The organism is Aeromonas sp. R2-2, from assembly GCF_040908355.1.
GTDB lineage: Bacteria > Pseudomonadota > Gammaproteobacteria > Enterobacterales > Aeromonadaceae > Aeromonas > Aeromonas veronii.
Genome location: NZ_JBFODQ010000038.1, coordinates 50,982 through 70,386 on the forward strand (window position 1 = coordinate 50,982; position 19,405 = coordinate 70,386).

General features: G+C 58.2%; 15 protein-coding genes and 1 pseudogene. 9 read left to right on the forward strand and 7 right to left on the reverse strand.

Translation table 11 applies throughout. The annotated features are described in order from the left end of the window. Positions 1-24: 24 nt before the first annotated feature. Entirely contained in the window at positions 25-1,224 is a 1,200-nt protein-coding gene (tyrS, locus tag AB5Z09_RS07485) for a tyrosine--tRNA ligase (RefSeq protein WP_005347884.1), read from the reverse strand. A 109-nt stretch (positions 1,225-1,333) separates the two neighbouring features. Between tyrS and AB5Z09_RS07490 the strand changes: the two genes are divergently transcribed. Further along, positions 1,334-2,659 carry a peptidoglycan DD-metalloendopeptidase family protein gene (locus AB5Z09_RS07490; protein WP_139493629.1) on the forward strand — a complete coding sequence of 442 codons (1,326 nt, stop codon included), beginning with the start codon at positions 1,334-1,336 and terminating at the stop codon, positions 2,657-2,659. Positions 2,660-2,971: 312 nt separating this feature from the next. Further along, on the forward strand, positions 2,972-4,093 hold the full coding sequence (locus AB5Z09_RS07495; RefSeq protein WP_368194961.1) for an anhydro-N-acetylmuramic acid kinase: 1,122 nt from the start codon (positions 2,972-2,974) through the stop codon (positions 4,091-4,093). 22 nt (positions 4,094-4,115) lie between these two features. Here AB5Z09_RS07495 and AB5Z09_RS07500 read toward each other — a convergent pair whose 3' ends face one another. Further along, positions 4,116-4,988 (reverse strand): hypothetical protein, encoded by an 873-nt coding sequence (locus AB5Z09_RS07500; RefSeq protein WP_368194963.1) that lies wholly within the window; start codon positions 4,986-4,988, stop codon positions 4,116-4,118. Positions 4,989-6,154: 1,166 nt separating this feature from the next. On the opposite strand from AB5Z09_RS07500, the gene AB5Z09_RS07505 reads away from it, so the two are divergent. Beyond that, positions 6,155-7,420, forward strand: coding sequence for a RidA family protein (locus AB5Z09_RS07505; RefSeq protein ID WP_368194964.1), 1,266 nt, complete (start codon positions 6,155-6,157; stop codon positions 7,418-7,420). Between the two features lie 72 nt (positions 7,421-7,492). Here AB5Z09_RS07505 and AB5Z09_RS07510 read toward each other — a convergent pair whose 3' ends face one another. From AB5Z09_RS07510 to AB5Z09_RS07520, 3 genes and pseudogenes are all read right to left on the reverse strand, one after another. Next, the gene (locus AB5Z09_RS07510; protein ID WP_368194965.1) at positions 7,493-8,173 is read right to left on the reverse strand and encodes a PA1136 family autoinducer-binding transcriptional regulator; all 681 of its coding nucleotides are present in this window, start codon (positions 8,171-8,173) and stop codon (positions 7,493-7,495) included. Between the two features lie 80 nt (positions 8,174-8,253). Continuing rightward, positions 8,254-8,991 (reverse strand): annotated as a pseudogene (gene hchA / locus AB5Z09_RS07515) (glyoxalase III HchA); the annotation flags it as partial. A 145-nt stretch (positions 8,992-9,136) separates the two neighbouring features. After that, positions 9,137-10,009, reverse strand: coding sequence for a LysR family transcriptional regulator (locus AB5Z09_RS07520; protein WP_368194966.1), 873 nt, complete (start codon positions 10,007-10,009; stop codon positions 9,137-9,139). Positions 10,010-10,144: 135 nt separating this feature from the next. Here AB5Z09_RS07520 and AB5Z09_RS07525 point away from each other — a divergent pair, with 135 nt between their 5' ends. Then, positions 10,145-11,173 carry an NAD(P)H-quinone oxidoreductase gene (locus AB5Z09_RS07525; protein ID WP_368194967.1) on the forward strand — a complete coding sequence of 343 codons (1,029 nt, stop codon included), beginning with the start codon at positions 10,145-10,147 and terminating at the stop codon, positions 11,171-11,173. 179 nt (positions 11,174-11,352) lie between these two features. Here the strand turns inward: AB5Z09_RS07525 and AB5Z09_RS07530 are convergent, their stop codons facing one another. Continuing rightward, the gene (locus AB5Z09_RS07530) at positions 11,353-12,312 is read right to left on the reverse strand and encodes a putative phage abortive infection protein (RefSeq protein ID WP_201930251.1); all 960 of its coding nucleotides are present in this window, start codon (positions 12,310-12,312) and stop codon (positions 11,353-11,355) included. A gap of 230 nt (positions 12,313-12,542) precedes the next feature. After that, positions 12,543-14,534: a transketolase gene (gene tkt, locus AB5Z09_RS07535; protein WP_368194968.1), complete on the reverse strand. Its 1,992-nt coding sequence runs from the start codon at positions 14,532-14,534 to the stop codon at positions 12,543-12,545. Positions 14,535-14,883: 349 nt separating this feature from the next. Here tkt and metK point away from each other — a divergent pair, with 349 nt between their 5' ends. The 5 genes from metK (at position 14,884) to gshB (ending at position 19,325) form a co-directional block, all read left to right on the forward strand. After that, a complete protein-coding gene (gene metK / locus AB5Z09_RS07540; protein ID WP_005338519.1) occupies positions 14,884-16,035 on the forward strand; it encodes a methionine adenosyltransferase in 1,152 nt (383 codons plus the stop codon). A 68-nt stretch (positions 16,036-16,103) separates the two neighbouring features. Then, the gene (locus AB5Z09_RS07545) at positions 16,104-16,631 is read left to right on the forward strand and encodes a SprT family zinc-dependent metalloprotease (RefSeq protein ID WP_368194969.1); all 528 of its coding nucleotides are present in this window, start codon (positions 16,104-16,106) and stop codon (positions 16,629-16,631) included. A 73-nt stretch (positions 16,632-16,704) separates the two neighbouring features. After that, on the forward strand, positions 16,705-17,409 hold the full coding sequence (locus tag AB5Z09_RS07550; protein ID WP_100654324.1) for an endonuclease: 705 nt from the start codon (positions 16,705-16,707) through the stop codon (positions 17,407-17,409). A 119-nt stretch (positions 17,410-17,528) separates the two neighbouring features. Continuing rightward, complete coding sequence (gene rsmE, locus AB5Z09_RS07555; protein ID WP_069556423.1) at positions 17,529-18,260, forward strand: 16S rRNA (uracil(1498)-N(3))-methyltransferase; 732 nt, start codon at positions 17,529-17,531, stop codon at positions 18,258-18,260. A 114-nt stretch (positions 18,261-18,374) separates the two neighbouring features. Next, the gene (gene gshB / locus AB5Z09_RS07560; RefSeq protein ID WP_040066605.1) at positions 18,375-19,325 is read left to right on the forward strand and encodes a glutathione synthase; all 951 of its coding nucleotides are present in this window, start codon (positions 18,375-18,377) and stop codon (positions 19,323-19,325) included. Positions 19,326-19,405: the final 80 nt, after the last annotated feature.

Below are 19,405 nucleotides of genomic sequence, written 5' to 3' on the forward strand. Positions count from 1 at the left end.
CGACGGCTTATTTGACGGTACTGCTTATTTGACAGTCACCCGGGCAAACTTGCGCTTGCCGACCTGATAGACGGCGGTACCGGCACCAATCAGTGCCTTGCCATCTTCCAGCTTCTCGCCATCCACCTTGACCGCACCCTGCTTGATCATCCGCAGCGCTTCGGAGGTGGTGGCCACCAGATCGGCCTCTTTCAGCAGGTTGGCAATGGCCAGACCTTCGCCTTCCAGAGCCAGCTCGATTTCCGGCATTTCGTCCGGGATGGCGTTCTTGGAGAAGCGCTGGGTGAAATCTTCGTGGGCCGCTTCAGCCGCCGCTTCGTCGTGATAACGGGCGATGATCTCTTTGGCCAGCCAGATCTTCACGTCGCGCGGGTTGAGAGTACCGGCAGCGATGCCCGCCTTGAACTCTTCGATTTCGGCCAGCGGACGGAAGGAGAGCAGCTCGTAGTAGTTCCACATCAGATCGTCGGTGATGGACATGATCTTGCCGAACATCTCGCCCGGAGCGTCGTGAACGCCGATGTAGTTGCCTGCGGACTTGGACATCTTCTTGACGCCATCCAGACCCACCAGCAGCGGCATCATCAGCACGCACTGGGTCGCCATGCCGGCATCTTTTTGCAGCTCGCGGCCCATCAGCAGGTTGAACTTCTGGTCGGTACCGCCGAGCTCGACGTCCGCCTTCAGCGCGACCGAGTCATAGCCTTGCAGCAGCGGATAGAGGAATTCGTGAATCGCGATGGATTGGCCGCCGGTGTAGCGCTTTTTAAAGTCGTCGCGCTCCATCATGCGGGCCACGGTCTGCTTGGCCGCCAGCTTGATCATGCCGGTCGCACCCAGCTCGCTCAGCCAGGTCGAGTTGTACTCGATGCGGGTCTTGGCCGGGTCGAGGATCTTGAACGCCTGCTCGGCATAGGTGAGGGCGTTGTGCTTGATGGCCTCTTCGGAGAGCGGCGGACGGGTGGCGTTCTTGCCGGAGGGATCTCCCACCATGGCAGTGAAGTCACCGATCAGCAGGATCACTTCATGGCCCAGATCCTGGAAGGTCTTCAGCTTGTTGAGGATCACGGTATGACCCAGGTGAATGTCGGGGGCGGTCGGGTCCATGCCCAACTTGATGCGCAGCGGGCGCCCTTCCTTCAACTTGGCGACAAGTTCTTCTTCAACCAGAATTTCTTCCGCTCCGCGCTTGATCTCGGCTAGCGCCACCTCGAGCTGGGACATTTTTTGACTCTCCATCACGATTCCACAGGGCCAAACATATTACTGGAATGGCGGGCCAATTGGAAAGGCTGTAAAATCCGTCCATTCTGCCCGACTTCATCTGCTTCTCATGGTTATTTGGCACGCCTTCAACGCACTCCCCCACTGGCACCGCAAGATGGTGCTGATCTTGAGCATCATGATCATGATGCTGGCTGCCTGGCCAAGCGAACAGGCGGTGGCAACACGGGTCGATGAAAACGGCAACGAGATTGCCCTGCGGGAACCGGCCAACGACAACACACTGAACGACGAGCTGCCGGCCGAAGCCGCCCAGCCCGTTACCCCGCCCAAGCCGCGTTACATCACCAAGCAGGTGAAGGTGCGCCGTGGCGACAACATGGGGGTGATCTTCCAGCGCATTGGCCTGAGCACCACGGACCTGCACCTGATCGATCAGCTCGAGGGCAGCGATCCCCTGCGCATGCTGCAACCTGGGCAGGAGCTCACCTTCAAGCTCACCGAGAACGGCGAGCTGCACAGCCTATATTACCCCCACAGTCTGGAGCAGGCGCTCAAGGTGAGCCGCAAGGAGGAGACCTTTGTCGCCCGCAACGTCAAAATCGCCCTCGACACCCGCGAACAGGTGAGCAAGGGCGAGATCCGCTCCAGCTTCTGGGGCGCCGCGGTGGATGCGGGGATGACCGAAGATCAGATCATGGACTTGGCCGCCATCTTCGGCTGGGACATCGACTTTGCCCAGGACTTGCAGCCGGGGGACAGCTTCCGGGTGGTCTATGAAGACAAGTTCCGCGACGACGAGCGGGTCGCCTCCGGCGATATTCTGGCGGCGGAGTTCGTCAACCAGGGCACCGCCTACCGCGCCGTGCTCAATGAAGATGGCAACTACTACACCCCGGAAGGGAAGGCGATGCGCAAGAGCTTCCTGCGCGCGCCGGTCAACTTCAAATACATCAGCTCCAACTTCAACCCGCGCCGCCTCCATCCGGTGACCGGCAAGATCCGCCCCCACAATGGCATCGACTATGTGGCGCCGGTGGGCACTCCCATCATGGCGGCAGGCTCCGGCAGCGTGGTGGCCGCCGGTTACAACCAGTTCAACGGCAACTACGTCTTTATCAAACATGCCGGCAACTATGTGACCAAGTACCTGCACCTCTCCAAGCGCACCGTCAACAAGGGGCAGCGGGTAAAGCAGGGACAGACCATCGGCACTCTGGGTGGCACAGGTCGCGTCACCGGCCCGCACCTGCACTACGAATTCGTGGTGGGCGGCATTCACAAGAACCCGCGCACCCTCACCCTGCCGCAGGCAGAGACCCTGAGCGGACGCGAGCTGGCCAACTTCAAAAAGCTGGCGATGCCGCAACTGGCCAAGCTCGACAATCCCGAGCTGCAGCTGGCCCAGAACAAGCGGGATAGTCGCGGCAACTAAGCCATCAGGGCTGGCAGAGTGAAGGCCCTGCCAGCCCATTTTATTGAGCTCGCGCCAGGCAATCAGATTGAAATGAGTCCGCTTTCAGGCATAAGATGAGATGGAACACCGGGAGCGGCATGTGGCACGGAAGCAAGGGCTTATCTATCCTGTCTCTCTCACTCTTTTTCCGGTCCGCATTGAGGATGCTCCATGGTTGAGCGTTATATCGGTCTGATGTCAAAGACCACGCCATGTGGCATGGGATGAAAGCCGTTCCCCTCTTCACCCTCTCTGCACACCGCATTTTCAAGCAGCAATGTAAGGAGACACATGGCTGAACGCTATATCGGTCTGATGTCGGGAACCAGCATGGACGGCATTGATGCCGTGCTGGTGATGATCGCCGGGGATGAACTGCGGGTCGAAGCGGCGCTTTGTCACCCCTGGCCACAAGAGACCGCCCGCACGCTGCATGCCCTCTGCACCCCGGGCGACAACGAAATCGACCGCATGGGGGTGGCCGATAATCTGGTGGCGCAAGAGTTTGCCGCCGCCACCCACGCGTTGCTGGCCAAGGCGAAGCTTGAGCCCAAAGATATTCGCGCCATCGGCAGCCACGGCCAAACCATCCGCCACCGTCCCCAGCTCGGGTTTACCCTGCAGATCGGCAATGCCGCCCTGCTGGCCGCCCTGACCGGCATCGACGTTATCGCCGATTTTCGCACCATGGATATGGCCCTCGGCGGTCAGGGGGCACCGCTGGTACCCGCCTTCCATCAGGCGCTGTTTGCCAAACCCGGCGCCCTGCGGGTGGTACTGAACCTCGGCGGCATCGCCAATATCTCGGTGCTGCCGGGCAATCCGGGCGGTGTCTATGGTTTTGATACCGGCCCGGCCAACACCCTGCTCGATGGCTGGTATCGCCGCCATCAGCCCCACGGCGGCAACTATGACGCCGGTGGCAAATGGGCCGCCAGCGGCAAGCCCATCTCGGCCCTGCTGGAAAAACTGCTGGCCCACCCCTACTTCACCGCCCCCGCCCCCAAGAGCACCGGACGGGAGATGTTTACCCTCGATTGGCTCGATGGGGAGCTGGCAGACACTTCATACGCCCCCGTGGATGTGCAGCGCACTCTGCAGGCGCTCACCTGCCACAGCATCGCCCGCCAACTGCCCGCCCGGCCCGAATCAGTCGGTGCCAGCCAGCCGAAAGCCGAGCTGTTTGTCTGCGGCGGCGGCGCCCATAACGCCCCCTTGCTGAAGGAGCTGGCCAGCCTGCTGCCCGCATGGCGCATCGCCAGCACCGCCGAGCTGGGCCTTGCCCCAGACTGGGTGGAAGGCGCAGCCTTTGCCTGGCTGGCCATGTGCTTTGTCCACCGCAAGCCGGGCAACCTGCCCGCCGTCACCGGTGCCAGCCGTCCGGCTGTGCTGGGGGCGCTTTATCCCGCCTGAGTGATGACAAGGGGGCTGCGGATCAGTGTGCCCCCTTGAACAGACGCACAACCTGTTGCCGGATCGGTGCAAACAGCGGGGGCTTTGGCGGCTCCAGATTGATATGGCGCCGCCCGGCACGGGTTTCACAGCGAAGCAGATTCTGGATGTAGTGATGGTGGGAACGATGGATCAGCTGTGAAGCCTGATACGCCCACAGTCTGGGCACGCCCCACAGGGTGCTGGCAATCGCACCGACGATGCAGAAGAAAGCGGGCTCCTGAATTCCCATCCGGCTGGCGTTCTCCAGCGCCTCCTTGAGCGAGTTGGAGTGGGCAATACAGGTCATGATATTGACCATGAAGGCGTCGTAATCATCCTCCCCACCCTTGCCAACACGCGCCGTCAGGGTCGCCGCGGGCTGATAACCAAACTGATGGCCGATATTTTCCAACACCGTATTACGCTGGCGGATCACCTTGCCATAAAACATCAGCATCACCATGCAGTCGATCGCCTTGCACAACGCCTCGTAGTAGGGATGGCTCTTCTTGGGACGCGGCGCCGTGGCGAGGGCCAGCTCTTCAGAGATAGCCAGCAGGCCCACAGGTACGGCGGTGCTGACAAACGAGAGATCAATCGACAGCTCCAGCTCCTCCTCCCCTTCCATGCGGGCCACAATCACATGTTCGCCAAACAGCCGACGCTGGCGCTCGATAAAGGCGCCAAAGACCAGATCACGAAACTGCTTTTGCGGATAAGGGGTATCGAGCAGGCTCTCGATGGTCATGATGGCGGCGGATACCCGGCCGCGCAGTCGGTAATCGGCAGGAATGGGAAAGCTCTTTCCCAGGCGAGGAGGTAACCGCTGCCCAGATGTTTGACAATACATATCGCCCAGAACGAAACCCAGCATAAATCCTCCACAGTCAGGTAATGATGATCGCGACGCGATCTCGCTTGCCAATCCTGGGCAATGGCCTGCCGGTGCATCGATGCTCTCCGTCAGGGCTCCTTGATTACCTTATTAATCATACGATTAATAGCGAGTTAAAAAAGCGACCTGACTCGCAATCACGCCACTAATTAACAGTTTCATCAAGAAACCATAAGAAGCGGTCGATAAATCCATTTTTTGACGCATTTCATTTTAAAAACAATACATTGAAATTTATTACTGCGAAATCACCTGAGCTGTTCCCGAGCTCTGAAAACCACCCCAATCATCACAACCAGCCACAGATAAGAGGGAGATCAGACAAAGCCGCAAAAAGGTGGAAAAAGCGATGACGCGGGGCAACCCCACCCATCGGGGGATGCAACCGGCGTGAAGAGAAGCGGATTGCCCCCCTCCCCCTTCCTTATCCAGCACCACCTCTCATCCAACGTCACAGCTCCCGCACAGCGTCACGCCAACGCCATACTCCCCACTCCTGTGCAGCAGGGGCAGATCCGCCGTGCAAATTCATGGCATAGAATTTTATGGCGTTAATAACAGATCCCGGCTGCCAGCAAGGTGTCATCGAATATGCCGGAATCAGCATTAGCAGAGAGGAATGCAAAAGCCGTGAATTATATTCCAGAGGTATCTTTAATAAGGTGGATATGCATATTAACGGGAATTTTCATAGCCCCTTCAAAGAGCTGAAAACAGATATCCATGCACCATAATATGGATTATTTGCACATCGGCGCATAATATTAACCCTTTATTCACATGCCAATATCCCGAAGAGGGGAAGAGCAAACCCAGTCAGGGCAAGGCTGTCCGCCGGTTCGGCACCATTTGCGCACGAATTGGCTGCGATTTCGTGTGAATTGAATAGCAATATGATTAAATTTGCACCCATTGAGCCATCTCATAGAAATGCAATCAGCGGTTTGCAACCCCTGATAGCCACTCATAGAATCGCAGCGTCTGAAATATCTACCCTGTCTTCTCCTCCCTTATTCCTCTCAGTAATTGAGTGGATCACAAATAATAACCAGGGATGCCGCCGTTGGCGCAGTGGCCATGGCGCACAACAAGATGGGGTAAACCTGTACCTGAATGAACAACAAATATTAAAAAGAGGCATATCTATGAGTGGCACCATCATCAAGTCGGCAAGAAATACCCCCCATGCACCCCAGGATCTGGGCCCCTGCACCCAAACGGTGGCGTTTTCTCATTACAACAATATCTCGGCCCAGCTGCCGGTCGATCCCGCCACCGGCAAGATGGTGAGTGGCGATGTCACCGCGCAGGCCAGACAGTGCCTGAGCAACCTCAAGGCGATCATCGAGAGCATCGGCCATGTGATGGACGATATGGTCAAAGCGACCATCTTCCTGAAAGAGATGGCGGATCTTGAGGCGGTCAACGCCGTCTATCGCGAATTCTTCCCGGGCTATCTGCCGACCCGTACCACGCTCGCCGTCGCCGCCCTGCCGCTGGGTGCGCTGGTGCAGATCGATGCCATCATCTCCAACGGCGAAGGCACCTTCCCGCAAGATCCTTGCCCGCTGGTGAAGCTCGCCCGCAACAGTGACAAGGCGCCGCACAATCCGCTCTCCACCCATACCGTGGCCTTCTCCCACTACAACAATATCGGCGCCCAGCTGCCGGTCGAGGCCGCCTCGGGCCAACTGGTTGCCGGTGGCATCAAGGAACAGGCGGGCCAGTGCCTGCGCAATATCAAGGCGGTGCTGGAGAGCATCGACGTGCCGTTTGACGATATCGTCAAGGTCATCGTCTATCTGACCGATCTGGCCGATCTGGAAGCCGTCAACGAGGTCTACACCACCTTCTTCCCCGACTCCGCCATCGCTCGCGTCGTGGCCTATCTGCCTGCCCGCTCTGTGGTCAGTGCCGCCGCCCTGCCCATGGGGGCACGGGTGCAGATGGATGCGGTCATCTCCCACGGTGACGGCACCCCGCCGCAACTGGTGGAAGATCGTCACAATCTGGTGATCCGTGCCCGCAATACCGACAAGGCACCGCGCAGCCCGCTCCATTGCCAAACCGTCGCCTTCTCCCACTACAACCATCTCTCTGCGCAGTTACCGATAGACCCCGCCACCGGCAAGATCCTGGCTGGCTGCATCAAGGAGCAGACCGCCCAGTGCCTGAGCAATATCAAGGCGATTGTGGAGAGCATCGGCCATGTGATGGACGATATCGTCAAGGTCAATATCCAGCTCGCCAATATCGCCGATCTGGATGCGGTCAACGCCGTCTACACCAAATACTTCCCGGGTTATCTGCCTGCCCGCACCGTAATCGGGGTAAGTGAACTTCCCGCCGGTGCTCTGGTACAAATCGATGCAGTGATGTCCAACGCCGAAAGCACCCCGCCACAGGCGTAAAGGTTGCGGAAATAAAAAAGAGACCGGCTATATGCCGGTCTCTTTTTACATGCCAGACAAAGGGATAGCCCCTCAGCCCTCGATATCGCGGTTCCTGATCGCCACTCTGACCGCCTCTGCGGTAGTGGCCACCCCCAGTCGACGGCGAGCACTGCGCAGATGGTTCTCGACCGTGCGCACCGAAAGCTTCAGGGTGGTGGCGATATCGGCATGGCGCCAACCCCGGGAGACCCACTCCAGCACTTCGCGCTCGCGCCCAGTGAGGCCACGCTCGTGACCCGCGACCGGCATCTCCATCAGGCGACGGGCAGCATGAAAAGCCGCCGCCGCGATCAGCGCAAGGCCAACCCGAGTGGGAGCGCTGGCATCGATCTGATCGCCGCCAAAGCTCATCGCCCCTTCCAGTCCCGGCGGCCCATAGACAGGCACCTGCAAGCCATGTCGGCCCGGCCCTTCGGGCTGGCGAACGATACGGTACTGCTCGCCAGCGGCGCCATGGGTCTTGCTCCAGAAGAAGGGCTGGTCTCGCTCCCTGATATGCATCGCCATCGGGCACTCGCGCATATAGGCATGCAGGTCGACCACCTCACCGCTCTCCAGCCACTCCCCCTCCAGCCAGTAGAGATGCTCGACCACCCCCTCCTCGCTGGCGCTGATGGAGAAGAGCGCAAAGCGGTGATACCCCAGCGGAGTGGCAAAGGCGCGCACCAGTCGCTGGATCTCCTCCAGCCGCTGGCACCCTTCCAGCGCCACCGCGACCTGCAGCGCACTGGCGGGCTGTCACCGGTCAGCAGATTGCGATCCCGGCACACCTCTCCCGAGATGCCGTTGTTGACGATCTCGAAGCCAATCTCTTTGAGCTTCTCGCCAAACTTCCAGGTAAGGTGGCCAGGCATATAGCCAATTGCCGGGGTCTGGGCATCCAGCTCGTCGGGGAAGGCGCAGATCTTGTAGCCCGCGAAGGTCTCTGGATTGGCCACCGCCAGCAGCGCAGCAGGCCCGTGACAGAGGGAGATGATGAAGCGATCGTTGGCCATCGCCCACTCCAGCAGCGCTTTCACCTCGGCACTCTCCGGCAACCCCATCAGGGCGCCGTGGCCGCCGGGAATAAAGACGCCGATATAGTCGGAGTCGGCAGCCAGCGCATCTTTCAGCAGATCAGCCAGCTTGGCCGGTTGGCGGAACTGCGCCTGATATTTGGCATAGAGCCCCAGCACCTCTTCATCTTCGCCGGGCATGGCCCACCACTCGAACTTGACCGGATTGCCGGAGAGAGTGGCCACATCAAAGGCAAAGCCCGCCTTGTCGAGGTGATACATGGGCAGCAGGGTTTCGACCGGATGGTTGCCGGTGGAAAACAGGGTGCCGTTGTCGGTGGGCAGATAACGCTCATCGGCTCCGATCAGCAGGATCTTCCAGCGCCCCTCCCGATAGGGAGCGGGATAGTCGGCCCCGGCAAGGTCAGATTTGCGCGAGGTGAACTGGCTCAGGGAGTAGGGCGACGGGAAGAAGGCATTCTGCTCTGCCGGATCCGGGGTCGGTTGTTTATCGTCAACAAGCATGTCGGTCATGGGTCAGGCTCCAGTAGTGGTGGACTCGGTCTCACAGTATTGACTGTCAGAGACCAAGTAAATGAGGGTTTTCCCTCAACCGCCATGACTATGGCAAGAGGTGTGACCACGCTGCGACAAAACCTGAACAGAGCGCCCGCCAGACTTAGGGCATCGCGGCAAATGCCCTGACGATGGCATCCATGACCGCCCTGACCCGCGCGGCATGCTGCACATCCTGATGGGTCACCAGCCACACATCGTAGGATTGCTGTAACTGCCGCTCGGGCCAGACCCGCACCAACCCGGCTTGCTCTGCGAGCGGAACCGCTACCTCGCCAAGCCCCAGCCCCATCAACAGGGCCTGACGCAGCATCAGGCTGGTATTGACTCCCGCGGCGACCGTGGCCCCCTCGGCCGCCTCTTCGAGCATCATTGGCGAGCGAGCGCTCTGCCAGTGGGGCTCATACACCACCAGCGAATGGCCCGCAAAAGCGGTGCCCGCTTCGGGAATGCCATGGCGAGCCAGATAGTCGGCGGAGGCATACAACCCGACCGGCCAGGAGGCCAGCTTGCGAATAATCAGGTCGGGATTGTCCGGCTTCACCGTCCGGATCGCGATATCCGCTTCCCGCAGGGACAGATTGACCACCTGGGTCGAGGTATTGAGGATGACCCTGATATCGGGATAACGCTGATGCAGCTCGGTCAGGGCCGGTATCAGAAAATCCATCCCCAGGGTGTCTGTGGTCGCCACGCTGACCTCCCCAACCAGGCGGTTGTCGACCCCTTGCGCCGCCCGCACAAAATCAATGGCCGCCAGCTCCATCTGCTGGGCGCTGGCCAGCACTATCTCTCCGACATGAGTCAGCACATACCCTTTGGATGTGCGGAGAAACAGCGTGGCTGCCAGACGATGCTCCAGTGCGGCAATCCGTCTGCCAATGGTGGCCTGATCGACCCCGACCACACGGGCGGCGCCCCTCAGGCTCCCTTCCCGATGCAACGCCAGAAAAATTTTCGCATCATCCCAGTTCATCACGACTCCCGATTGAAATGCATTTTTGCATTACAGGCGAGGGATAATACTGCGTTTATTCATCAGCAATCTCCACTATCTTGGTGCTCATCCCATCCGGGGAACCCCATATCACCTCGTTACAAGGAGCCACTGATGCATAACGCCTATTCCATTCCCGCCACCATGAGCGCGGTAGAGATTACCCAGCCAGGTGGCCCCGATGTCTTGCAACTGACCACCCGCGCCACACCGGCGCCCAAGCCCGATGAGGTTTTGATCCGGCACTATGCGACCGGCATCAATGGGCCGGATGTGATGCAGCGCAAGGGGCTCTACCCGCCTCCGGCAGGGGCATCCGATATTCCCGGGCTGGAGGTCGCCGGGGTCGTGGTCGCCAAGGGGGAGCAGGTGACCCATCTCAAGATTGGCGACAAGGTCGCCGCGCTGATTTCGGGTGGCGGCTATGCCGAGTACAGCGTCGCCCACCAGAGCAATGTCCTGCCCCTGCCGCCCGGATTGAGCTTTGTCGAAGCGGCGGCGCTGCCGGAAACCTTTATGACGGTCTGGTCAAATATGTTTGAACGGGGTCAGTTCAAAAAAGGGGACATTATCTTGATCCATGGCGGTGCCTCCGGCATCGGCACGACCGCCACCATGCTGGCCAAGGCATTTGGCGCCGCCAAAATCATCACCACGGTCGGCTCACCCGAGCAGCAGGCCGCCAGCATCAAGCTGGGCGCGGATGTGGCCGTGCTCTACAAGGAGGAGGATTTTGTCGAGGCCGTGCATGCAGCCACCGATGGCCATGGCGCCGACATCATTCTCGATATCATTGGCGGAGAGTATGTCGTGCGCAACTATGCGGCGGCCGCCATCAATGGTCGCATAGTCCAGATCGGCATTATTGCGGGCGCCGCCCCCAATCTGGATCTGTTTCCCATGCTGCAAAAGCGGCTGACCCATATCGGCTCCACCCTGCGCTCGCGGACACCGCAGGAAAAAGCCGATCTGATCGCCCAGCTGCAAACTCATGTCTGGCCATTTATCGAACGCGGCGAGGTCAAACCGCAGGTTTACCAGACCTTCCCGCTGGATGAGGCGGCGGCCGCCCACCATTTGCTGGATTCAGGCCGTCATATCGGCAAGCTGGTGTTAACCATGGCACCCTTGTCGTCAGATTGATAAGGCCCATAGTGGAGTAGGCCGAGGTGGATGCGGTGATATCCAACGCGGAAAGTACCCCGCAGCAGGCGTAAGGGTTGCAGAAATAAAAAAGAGACCGGCTATATGCCGGTCTCTTTTTAGGTAAAAGGGAGGAATATTATTTTTATGACATCGAAATAAATAACGCGAACGTCCGATTACGCTTCGCTAATCGAACCTACAGGCTGTGGTGATTTTTCTTGATTGCTCTTCGCTTTTAACTTTGCATTGCGTGCAGATATAAATTTCCTAGCGATTTTTATTTGCTTTTTAGACATTGGAATTTTATCTTTACTGGCAACTGCATTTATTTTAACTTCTAAAATCTCTTCAAATATAGTTAAATTAGGTTTAGTAAATCCTTGGCTAAGGATCAACTCTTGAAAAACCATGGACTCGATAAGTAGATTTTTAACATATTTATTGTCACCATATACAACTGCCTGATAAAATAAATATTTTACCTCATACGCTGTTAGCTGCGATGCTAAAATTCTCCAGTAAGTTTCTTTAATTAGTGGAGCCTTACACTCCTCATCTATAAGGGTAAGGATACTATAGAAAGTACCGATATATCGACTTTGCTTAATAAAAACAGACTTAATAGACCGAATTAGTTCATATTTATAGGCAAGTAGAGCATTCTCTTCACTTGGAAGGGAACGATATCCTTGTGAAGCCCACAATTTATCAAACTTTAAGATTAAGAATCGCAATGCCTCGACACCACAAAGCCGAGTTGATTGCTCTTGGGTTCTGATAGATAAATCTTTAAGATTTTCTTTATATAATTTTAGTAACTGATAAAAAGAATCTTCAAATCTCTGCCTTGCAAAAGTCTGACTCTGTGAAAACATTTCTTTTCTTGTTTCAATCAGCTCTTCTCTCGTTAATTTAAGATCTTCTCTTTGCATAAAGAGAGTCGCTAATATTCCAGAGAATGCAATACCAGTAAAAAATGAAGTTAATACTCCAAAGCTATCCCCAAATGTTCCAGCTTTAGTAATTGAAAGTTCAGAAATTGGCCACACAATCCAAAGTAATGCCGCACCATAGAGAGCAAAAATTAAAAAAATTATTAATAATGATATATAAAATGGCTTTTCGTAACTATTCATATTCAAGCGTGCTCGTTAGAATGAATTGTCAAATGTTACTACTGGGCCCCCATAATGACAATAGTATTACTTGGGTATTTTCATGGCTCGAAAAGTATTTAAAAAATAGTTTATATATATCCATAATTAACTGAAATCTTCCTTGAACTCCATAAAAAATGCCCCCCATCTTGCGATGGAGGGCGTTTTATTTTCCGGCTACTGGGCCAGAGTGGCCCAATGGTCAGCTATTACAGGGACTCTGCGGTCGCAACCACGTTTTCTACGGTAAAGCCGAATTCCTTGAACAGCAGCTCGGCCGGTGCAGACTCACCGAAGGTGGTCATACCGATGATCTTGCCGCCAAAGCCCACGTACTTGTACCAGTAGTCGGCGATGCCGGCTTCGATGGCCACACGCTTGGTGACGGAGGCCGGCAGGACGGACTCTTTGTACTCGGCGGATTGAGCGTCGAACACGTCGGTAGACGGCAGAGAGACCACGCGCACGGCACGGCCCTTGGCAGTCAGCTGCTCATAGGCGGCAACGGCCAGTTCCACTTCGGAACCGGTGGCGATCAGGATCAGCTCCGGAGTACCGGCGCAATCCTTCAGCACGTAACCACCCTTGGCGGTATCGGCCAGTTGCTGGGCAGTACGGTCCATCTGGGCCAGGTTCTGACGAGAGAAGATCAGAGAGGTCGGGCCGTCGGTACGCTCGATGGCGTGTTTCCAGGCGATGGCAGATTCAACCTGGTCACACGGACGCCAGGTGCTCATGTTCGGAGTCAGACGCAGGGAGGCGATCTGCTCAACCGGCTGGTGAGTCGGGCCATCTTCACCCAGACCGATGGAGTCGTGGGTGTAAACGAAGATGGAACGCTGCTTCATCAGGGCGGCCATGCGCAGGGCGTTGCGGGCATACTCCATGAACATCAGGAAGGTAGCGCCGTAGGGGATGAAACCACCGTGCAGGGCGATACCGTTCATGATGGCGGACATGCCGAACTCGCGTACACCGTAGTGGATGTAGTTGCCGGAGGCATCGTCGTTGGTCAGGGACTTGGAGCCGGACCACATGGTCAGGTTGGACGGAGCCAGGTCAGCAGAGCCGCCCATGAACTCCGGCAGCAGCTTGCCGAACGCTTCCAGAGAGTTCTGGGACGCTTTACGGGTCGCAATCTTGGCCGGGTTGGCTTGCAGGGTTTCGATGATCTTGGCGGATTCGGCAGCCCAGTTGGCCGGCAGTTCACCAGCGGTACGGCGCTTGAATTCGGCAGCCAGAGTCGGGTGAGCGGCTTCATAGGCAGCGAACTTGGCAGCCCAGTCGGCTTCCAGTGCAGCACCCTTCTCCTGAGCGTTCCACTCGGCAGCGATATCGGCCGGGATAACGAACGGCGCGTGGTCCCACTTCAGGAAGGCACGGGCGGCGGCGATCTCGTCGTTGCCCAGCGGTGAGCCGTGGCAGTCGTGAGAACCGGATTTGTTCGGAGAACCGTAACCGATGATGGTGCGGCAGCAGATCAGAGTCGGCTTGCCGGTCTCAGCCTTGGCGGCTTCGATGGCGGCATTGATGGCTTCCGGGCTGTGACCGTCAACAGCCGGGATAACGTGCCAGCCGTAGGCTTCGAAACGCTTGACGGTGTCGTCGGTGAACCAGCCTTCAACGTGACCGTCGATAGAGATACCGTTGTCATCCCAGAACGCGATCAGTTTGCCCAGTTGCAGAGTACCTGCCAGGGAGCACGCTTCGTGGGAGATACCTTCCATCAGGCAGCCGTCGCCCATAAAGGCGTAGGTGTAGTGGTCAACGATGTCGTGGCCCGGCTGGTTGAATTGCTCAGCCATGGCTTTTTCGGCGATCGCCATACCAACGGCGTTGGTGATGCCCTGACCCAGCGGGCCAGTGGTGGTTTCAACGCCCGGTGCATAGCCGTACTCCGGGTGACCCGGGGTGCGAGAGTGCAGTTGGCGGAAGTTTTTCAGATCGTCGATGGAGAGGTCATAACCGGAGAGGTGCAGCAGGGAGTACAGCAGCATGGAGCCGTGGCCGTTGGAGAGAATGAAACGGTCGCGGTCGGCCCACTTGGGGTTGTTCGGGTTATGTCTGAGGTGGCTACGCCACAGCACTTCGGCGATATCCGCCATTCCCATGGGGGCGCCCGGGTGACCGGAGTTGGCTTTTTGAACGGCATCCATACTCAATGCACGAATGGCATTGGCAAGCTCTTTACGAGAAGGCATCTGAATCTCCTGCGATTGCTTCATTTGATGGCCAAGATTAAGGCGCGTTATTGTCCCAGCAGGGCGCGCGGCGTGCAAATATTATCTGGATGAATAAAGTGGCTTTGGGAGGACAATCGCTTTTCTTGCCCTCTATTGACCAAAGCAACCAGAGAAAAACGTTTGATTTCCATCCCTTTCGGGATAGGAGAGCACCGCTTGTGACCCATTGGACACTGCGCGACAAAATAGTGCTGGCAATCGGGGGGGGCGCTAATTAAAATAGACGTCCAGATGTAGATACCTCTACACCATCCCATTCATCCGGTTATTGCCGTGGCGATAACCCAGACAAGCTGAGACTCTTATCATGGCAAAGCTGTTTACTTCCGAGTCGGTCTCCGAAGGCCATCCCGACAAGATTGCGGACCAGATCTCCGATGCGGTACTGGACGCCATCCTCAAGCAAGATACCAAGGCCCGTGTTGCCTGCGAGACCCTGGTCAAGACCGGTATGGTCATGGTGGCCGGCGAAGTAACCACCTCTGCCTGGGTTGATATCGAAGAGATCGTGCGTGATACCGTACGTGAAATCGGCTACACCCACTCCGACATGGGCTTCGATGCTGACTCCTGCGCCGTGCTGAACGCCATCGGCAAGCAGTCCCCGGACATCAACCAGGGCGTTGACCGCAGCGATCCGCTGGAGCAGGGCGCTGGCGACCAGGGCCTGATGTTCGGCTACGCCACCAACGAAACCGACGTGCTGATGCCGGCCCCCATCACCTACTCTCACCTGCTGGTGAAGCGTCAGGCTGAAGTGCGCAAGAACGGCACCCTGCCGTGGCTGCGTCCGGATGCCAAGAGCCAGCTGACCTTCGCCTACGACGACGCAGGCAAGATCATCGGTGTGGATGCCGTTGTGCTGTCTACCCAGCACGCCGAATCCATCAGCCACAAGGATCTGGTTGAAGCGGTACGCGAAGAGATCATCAAGCCGGTGCTGCCGGCCGAGTGGGTCAACAAGGACACCAAATACTTCATCAACCCGACCGGCCGTTTCGTTATCGGCGGCCCAATGGGTGACTGCGGTCTGACCGGTCGCAAGATCATCGTCGACACCTACGGCGGCATGGCTCGTCACGGTGGTGGCGCCTTCTCCGGTAAGGATCCGTCCAAGGTTGACCGCTCCGCTGCCTACGCCGCCCGCTACGTGGCCAAAAACATCGTTGCCGCCGGTCTGGCCGATCGCTGTGAAATCCAGATCTCCTACGCCATCGGCGTGGCCGAGCCAACCTCCATCAGCGTCGAGACCTTCGGCACTGCCAAGGTCGCCGAAGAACTGCTGGTCAAGCTGGTGCGCGAGCACTTCGAACTGCGCCCGTATGGCCTGATCGAAATGCTGGATCTGAAGCGTCCGATCTACCAGGCTACCGCAGCCTACGGTCACTTCGGTCGCGACGAGTTCCCGTGGGAGCAGACCGACAAGGCCGAACTGCTGCGTTCTGCCGCTGGCCTGTAAGGCTCGCTGTTGTGATAAAAGGGGAGCCTGGCTCCCCTTTTGCTTATCCGCTATCTGACGAGATGTTGATGTCTGCCACTCCTGCCCAGCTTGTCGCCCTGCTGCAACAACGCGTAGAAGCTTGCTTTGTGCAGGCCGAGGCGCGCCTTGGCCGCACCTTCCCCCGCCCGCGGATCTACTGCAATATGCGGGGCCGGGCGGCGGGATCGGCGCGGCTGCAAACCTGGGAGTTGCGCTTCAACCCTGCCCTCTATCAGGCCAACCAGCAGGCGTTTCTGGATGAGGTGGTGCCCCACGAGGTGGCCCATCTGCTGGTCTATGCCCTGTGGGGTGACGGGCGCGGCAAAAGCCGGGTCTTGCCCCACGGCAGGCAGTGGCAATCGGTGATGCGGGAGGTGTTCGGCCTTGAGCCCAGAACCACCCACAGCTTCGATCTGGCGGTATTGGCCCAGCACACTGTGCCCTATCGCTGCCTCTGCCAGCAGCATCAGCTCTCTATTCGCCGTCACAACAAGGTGGTGCGTGGCGAGGCCCGCTATCACTGCCGCCGCTGCAAGCAGCCGCTGGAGCGGGAACGGCCGGAGCCAGAGCAGTAAGCCAGCGTGTGTCGCGCCCCTGTGGTAGGGTGCCCGCCATCGTTCGTCAATCACCCGTTTTGCAAGGAATCCCATGCGTTTCATCTCCTCCCTCGCCCTGACCCTGCTGGCCGGTTTGCCGCTGCTCAGCGCCCCCCTGCACGCCCAGACCTTTCGTGAAGCCAAGCAGGATCTGGTGAAGCTCTATCGCAGCCAACCTGCGGTCACCACCTTCTACTGCGGCTGTGACATCGACTATCAGGGCAAGAAAATGAGCCCGGATCTCGCCAGTTGCGGCTATGAGCCGCGCAAGCAGGCCAAGCGCGCCGCCCGCATCGAGTGGGAACACGTGGTACCGGCCTGGGAGTTCGGCCACCAGCTGCAATGCTGGCAGGATGGCGGTCGCAAAAACTGCGAAAAAGCGAGCCCCGAGTTCAACAAGATGGAGGGGGACATGCACAACCTCTTCCCCGCCATTGGCGAGGTGAACGGCGATCGGGCCAACTACCGCTTCTCCGACTGGAACGGCAAGCCGGATCAGTACGGCCAGTGCCAGATGCTGGTGGATTTCAAGGATCGTCGGGTGCAGCCGCCCAAGGGGCAGGTACGGGGCCAGATTGCCCGAGCCTACCTCTACATGAGCCAGCAGTATGGGCTGCGTCTGGCAGCGCAACAGCGTAAACTGTTTGAAGCCTGGGATCGCCAGTACCCGGCAGAGGGCTGGGAGTGCGAGCGCAATCGCCGCATCGGCAAGCTGCAGGGCAATACCAATCCCTTTATTGAAAAGCAGTGCCAATAACCCCATTTGACCAGGGAGGGGGATCGCCCCTCCTATAATGAAACCCTTCTTCACTGCCGCGTGAGCCTTGCTCGGCGCAGGATATAAAGGGTTTCCAAGCAAGAGACTGACAAGCAGCCATGCGCATTCCACGTATCTATGAACCGGCCACCCTGCAAGTTGGCCAGACCATCGCCCTGTCGGAAGACGGCGCCAACCATATCGGCCGGGTACTGCGCATGCAGCCGGGCCAGCAGCTTGAGCTGTTTAACGGCGATGGCAATCAATATCCCGCCACCATCGCCAGCGTTGGCAAGAAGTCGGTGGAAGTAACCATCGACCGCTGCGACGTCCAATCGGTGGAGTCACCGCTGGCCATCCACCTCGGTCAGGTGATCAGCCGTGGCGACAAGATGGACTTCACCATCCAGAAATCGGTGGAGCTGGGCGTCACCTGCATCACCCCGCTCTTCTCCGAACGCTGTGGCGTCAAGCTGCCGGCAGACCGCTTGGAGAAGAAGCGCGAGCAGTGGCAAAAGGTGGTGATCAGCGCCTGCGAACAGTGCGGCCGCAACGTGGTGCCAGAGGTGCGCATGCCGATGGAACTGGACGCCTGGCTGGCAGAAGAGACCAAGGAACTCAAGCTCAACCTGCACCCGCGCGCCGAGTACAGCATCAACACCCTGCCCGTTCCCGAGCATGGGGTGCGCCTGCTGATTGGCCCGGAAGGGGGATTGTCGAGCGACGAGATCGCCCGTACCGTGCAGGAAGATTTCAAAGAGATGCTGCTGGGGCCGCGGGTGCTTCGCACCGAAACCGCCGCCCTGACTGCGATCACTGCGCTGCAGTGCCGCTTTGGCGATCTCGCTTGATACTATCGGCCGCATCAATCAGCCCCATGGCTGCATCGACGCAGCCTCAAGCGGACGATTACGCTGCGCTAATCGACCCTACAACCCTATCGAGCCATTAAAAAGGAACAGCGGATGACCATTAAACTCGGCATCGTGATGGACCCCATCTCGGCCATCAACATCAAGAAAGATTCCAGCTTTGCCATGCTCGAAGAGGCGCAAAAGCGCGGCTATGAGCTCTTCTATCTGGAGATGAAGGATCTCTACATGGAAGCCGGTCGCGCCTTTGGCACCATGCGCCCGCTCACCGTCAAATATGACTATGCCGACTGGTACACCCTGGGCGAGGTGGTGGATCAGCCCCTCTCCAACCTCGATGTGATCCTGATGCGAAAGGATCCGCCGTTCGATACCGAATTTATCTACGCCACCTACATGCTGGAGCGGGCCGAGGATGAGGGTTGCCTTATCGTCAACAAGCCGCAGAGCCTGCGCGACGCCAACGAGAAGCTCTACACCGCCTGGTTTGCCGAGCACACCCCGACCACGCTGGTAACCCGCCGCGCCGACAAGCTGCGCGCCTTCCACGCGAAACACAAGGACGTCATCCTCAAGCCGCTGGACGGCATGGGCGGCGCCTCCATCTTCCGCATGAAGGAAGATGACGCCAACGTCGGCGTGATTATCGAAACCCTGACCGCCCACGGCAGCCAGTACTGCATGGCGCAGACCTATCTGCCCGCTATCAAGGATGGCGACAAGCGGGTGCTGGTGGTGGACGGTGAACCGGTTCCCTACTGTCTGGCCCGTATTCCGGCGCAAGGCGAAACCCGTGGCAATCTGGCGGCCGGTGGCCGTGGTGAAGCCCGTCCCCTGAGCGAAGCTGACTGGGCTATTGCCCGCGCGGTGGGCCCGACGTTGAAAGAGAAAGGCCTCATCTTCGTCGGCCTCGACATCATCGGCGATCGGCTGACCGAGATTAACGTCACCAGCCCGACCTGCATTCGCGAGATTGAAGCGGCCTTCGATGTGCACATCACCGGCATGTTGATGGATGCCATCGAGCGTCGGCTGGGCAAATAATCGCTAGGCAGGCTAACCGGCCTGTTCAGGGGTAACCCGTCCCTGACAAGCCCCAAAACAGAGAGGGAGGCCCAGCGCCA

What these genes read in the sequence shown, in the direction of transcription:
- AB5Z09_RS07520 (WP_368194966.1), bottom strand. Translation starts at nt 10,009, where the DNA reads ATGAACTGGGATGATGCGAAAATTTTTCTGGCGTTGCATCGGGAAGGG.
- AB5Z09_RS07500 (WP_368194963.1), bottom strand. Translation starts at nt 4,988, where the DNA reads ATGCTGGGTTTCGTTCTGGGCGATATGTATTGTCAAACATCTGGGCAG.
- tkt (WP_368194968.1), bottom strand. Translation starts at nt 14,534, where the DNA reads ATGCCTTCTCGTAAAGAGCTTGCCAATGCCATTCGTGCATTGAGTATG.
- AB5Z09_RS07530 (WP_201930251.1), bottom strand. Translation starts at nt 12,312, where the DNA reads ATGAATAGTTACGAAAAGCCATTTTATATATCATTATTAATAATTTTT.
- AB5Z09_RS07495 (WP_368194961.1), top strand. Translation starts at nt 2,972, where the DNA reads ATGGCTGAACGCTATATCGGTCTGATGTCGGGAACCAGCATGGACGGC.
- AB5Z09_RS07490 (WP_139493629.1), top strand. Translation starts at nt 1,334, where the DNA reads ATGGTTATTTGGCACGCCTTCAACGCACTCCCCCACTGGCACCGCAAG.
- AB5Z09_RS07525 (WP_368194967.1), top strand. Translation starts at nt 10,145, where the DNA reads ATGCATAACGCCTATTCCATTCCCGCCACCATGAGCGCGGTAGAGATT.
- AB5Z09_RS07550 (WP_100654324.1), top strand. Translation starts at nt 16,705, where the DNA reads ATGCGTTTCATCTCCTCCCTCGCCCTGACCCTGCTGGCCGGTTTGCCG.
- metK (WP_005338519.1), top strand. Translation starts at nt 14,884, where the DNA reads ATGGCAAAGCTGTTTACTTCCGAGTCGGTCTCCGAAGGCCATCCCGAC.
- rsmE (WP_069556423.1), top strand. Translation starts at nt 17,529, where the DNA reads ATGCGCATTCCACGTATCTATGAACCGGCCACCCTGCAAGTTGGCCAG.
- AB5Z09_RS07505 (WP_368194964.1), top strand. Translation starts at nt 6,155, where the DNA reads ATGAGTGGCACCATCATCAAGTCGGCAAGAAATACCCCCCATGCACCC.
- tyrS (WP_005347884.1), bottom strand. Translation starts at nt 1,224, where the DNA reads ATGTCCCAGCTCGAGGTGGCGCTAGCCGAGATCAAGCGCGGAGCGGAA.
- gshB (WP_040066605.1), top strand. Translation starts at nt 18,375, where the DNA reads ATGACCATTAAACTCGGCATCGTGATGGACCCCATCTCGGCCATCAAC.
- AB5Z09_RS07545 (WP_368194969.1), top strand. Translation starts at nt 16,104, where the DNA reads ATGTCTGCCACTCCTGCCCAGCTTGTCGCCCTGCTGCAACAACGCGTA.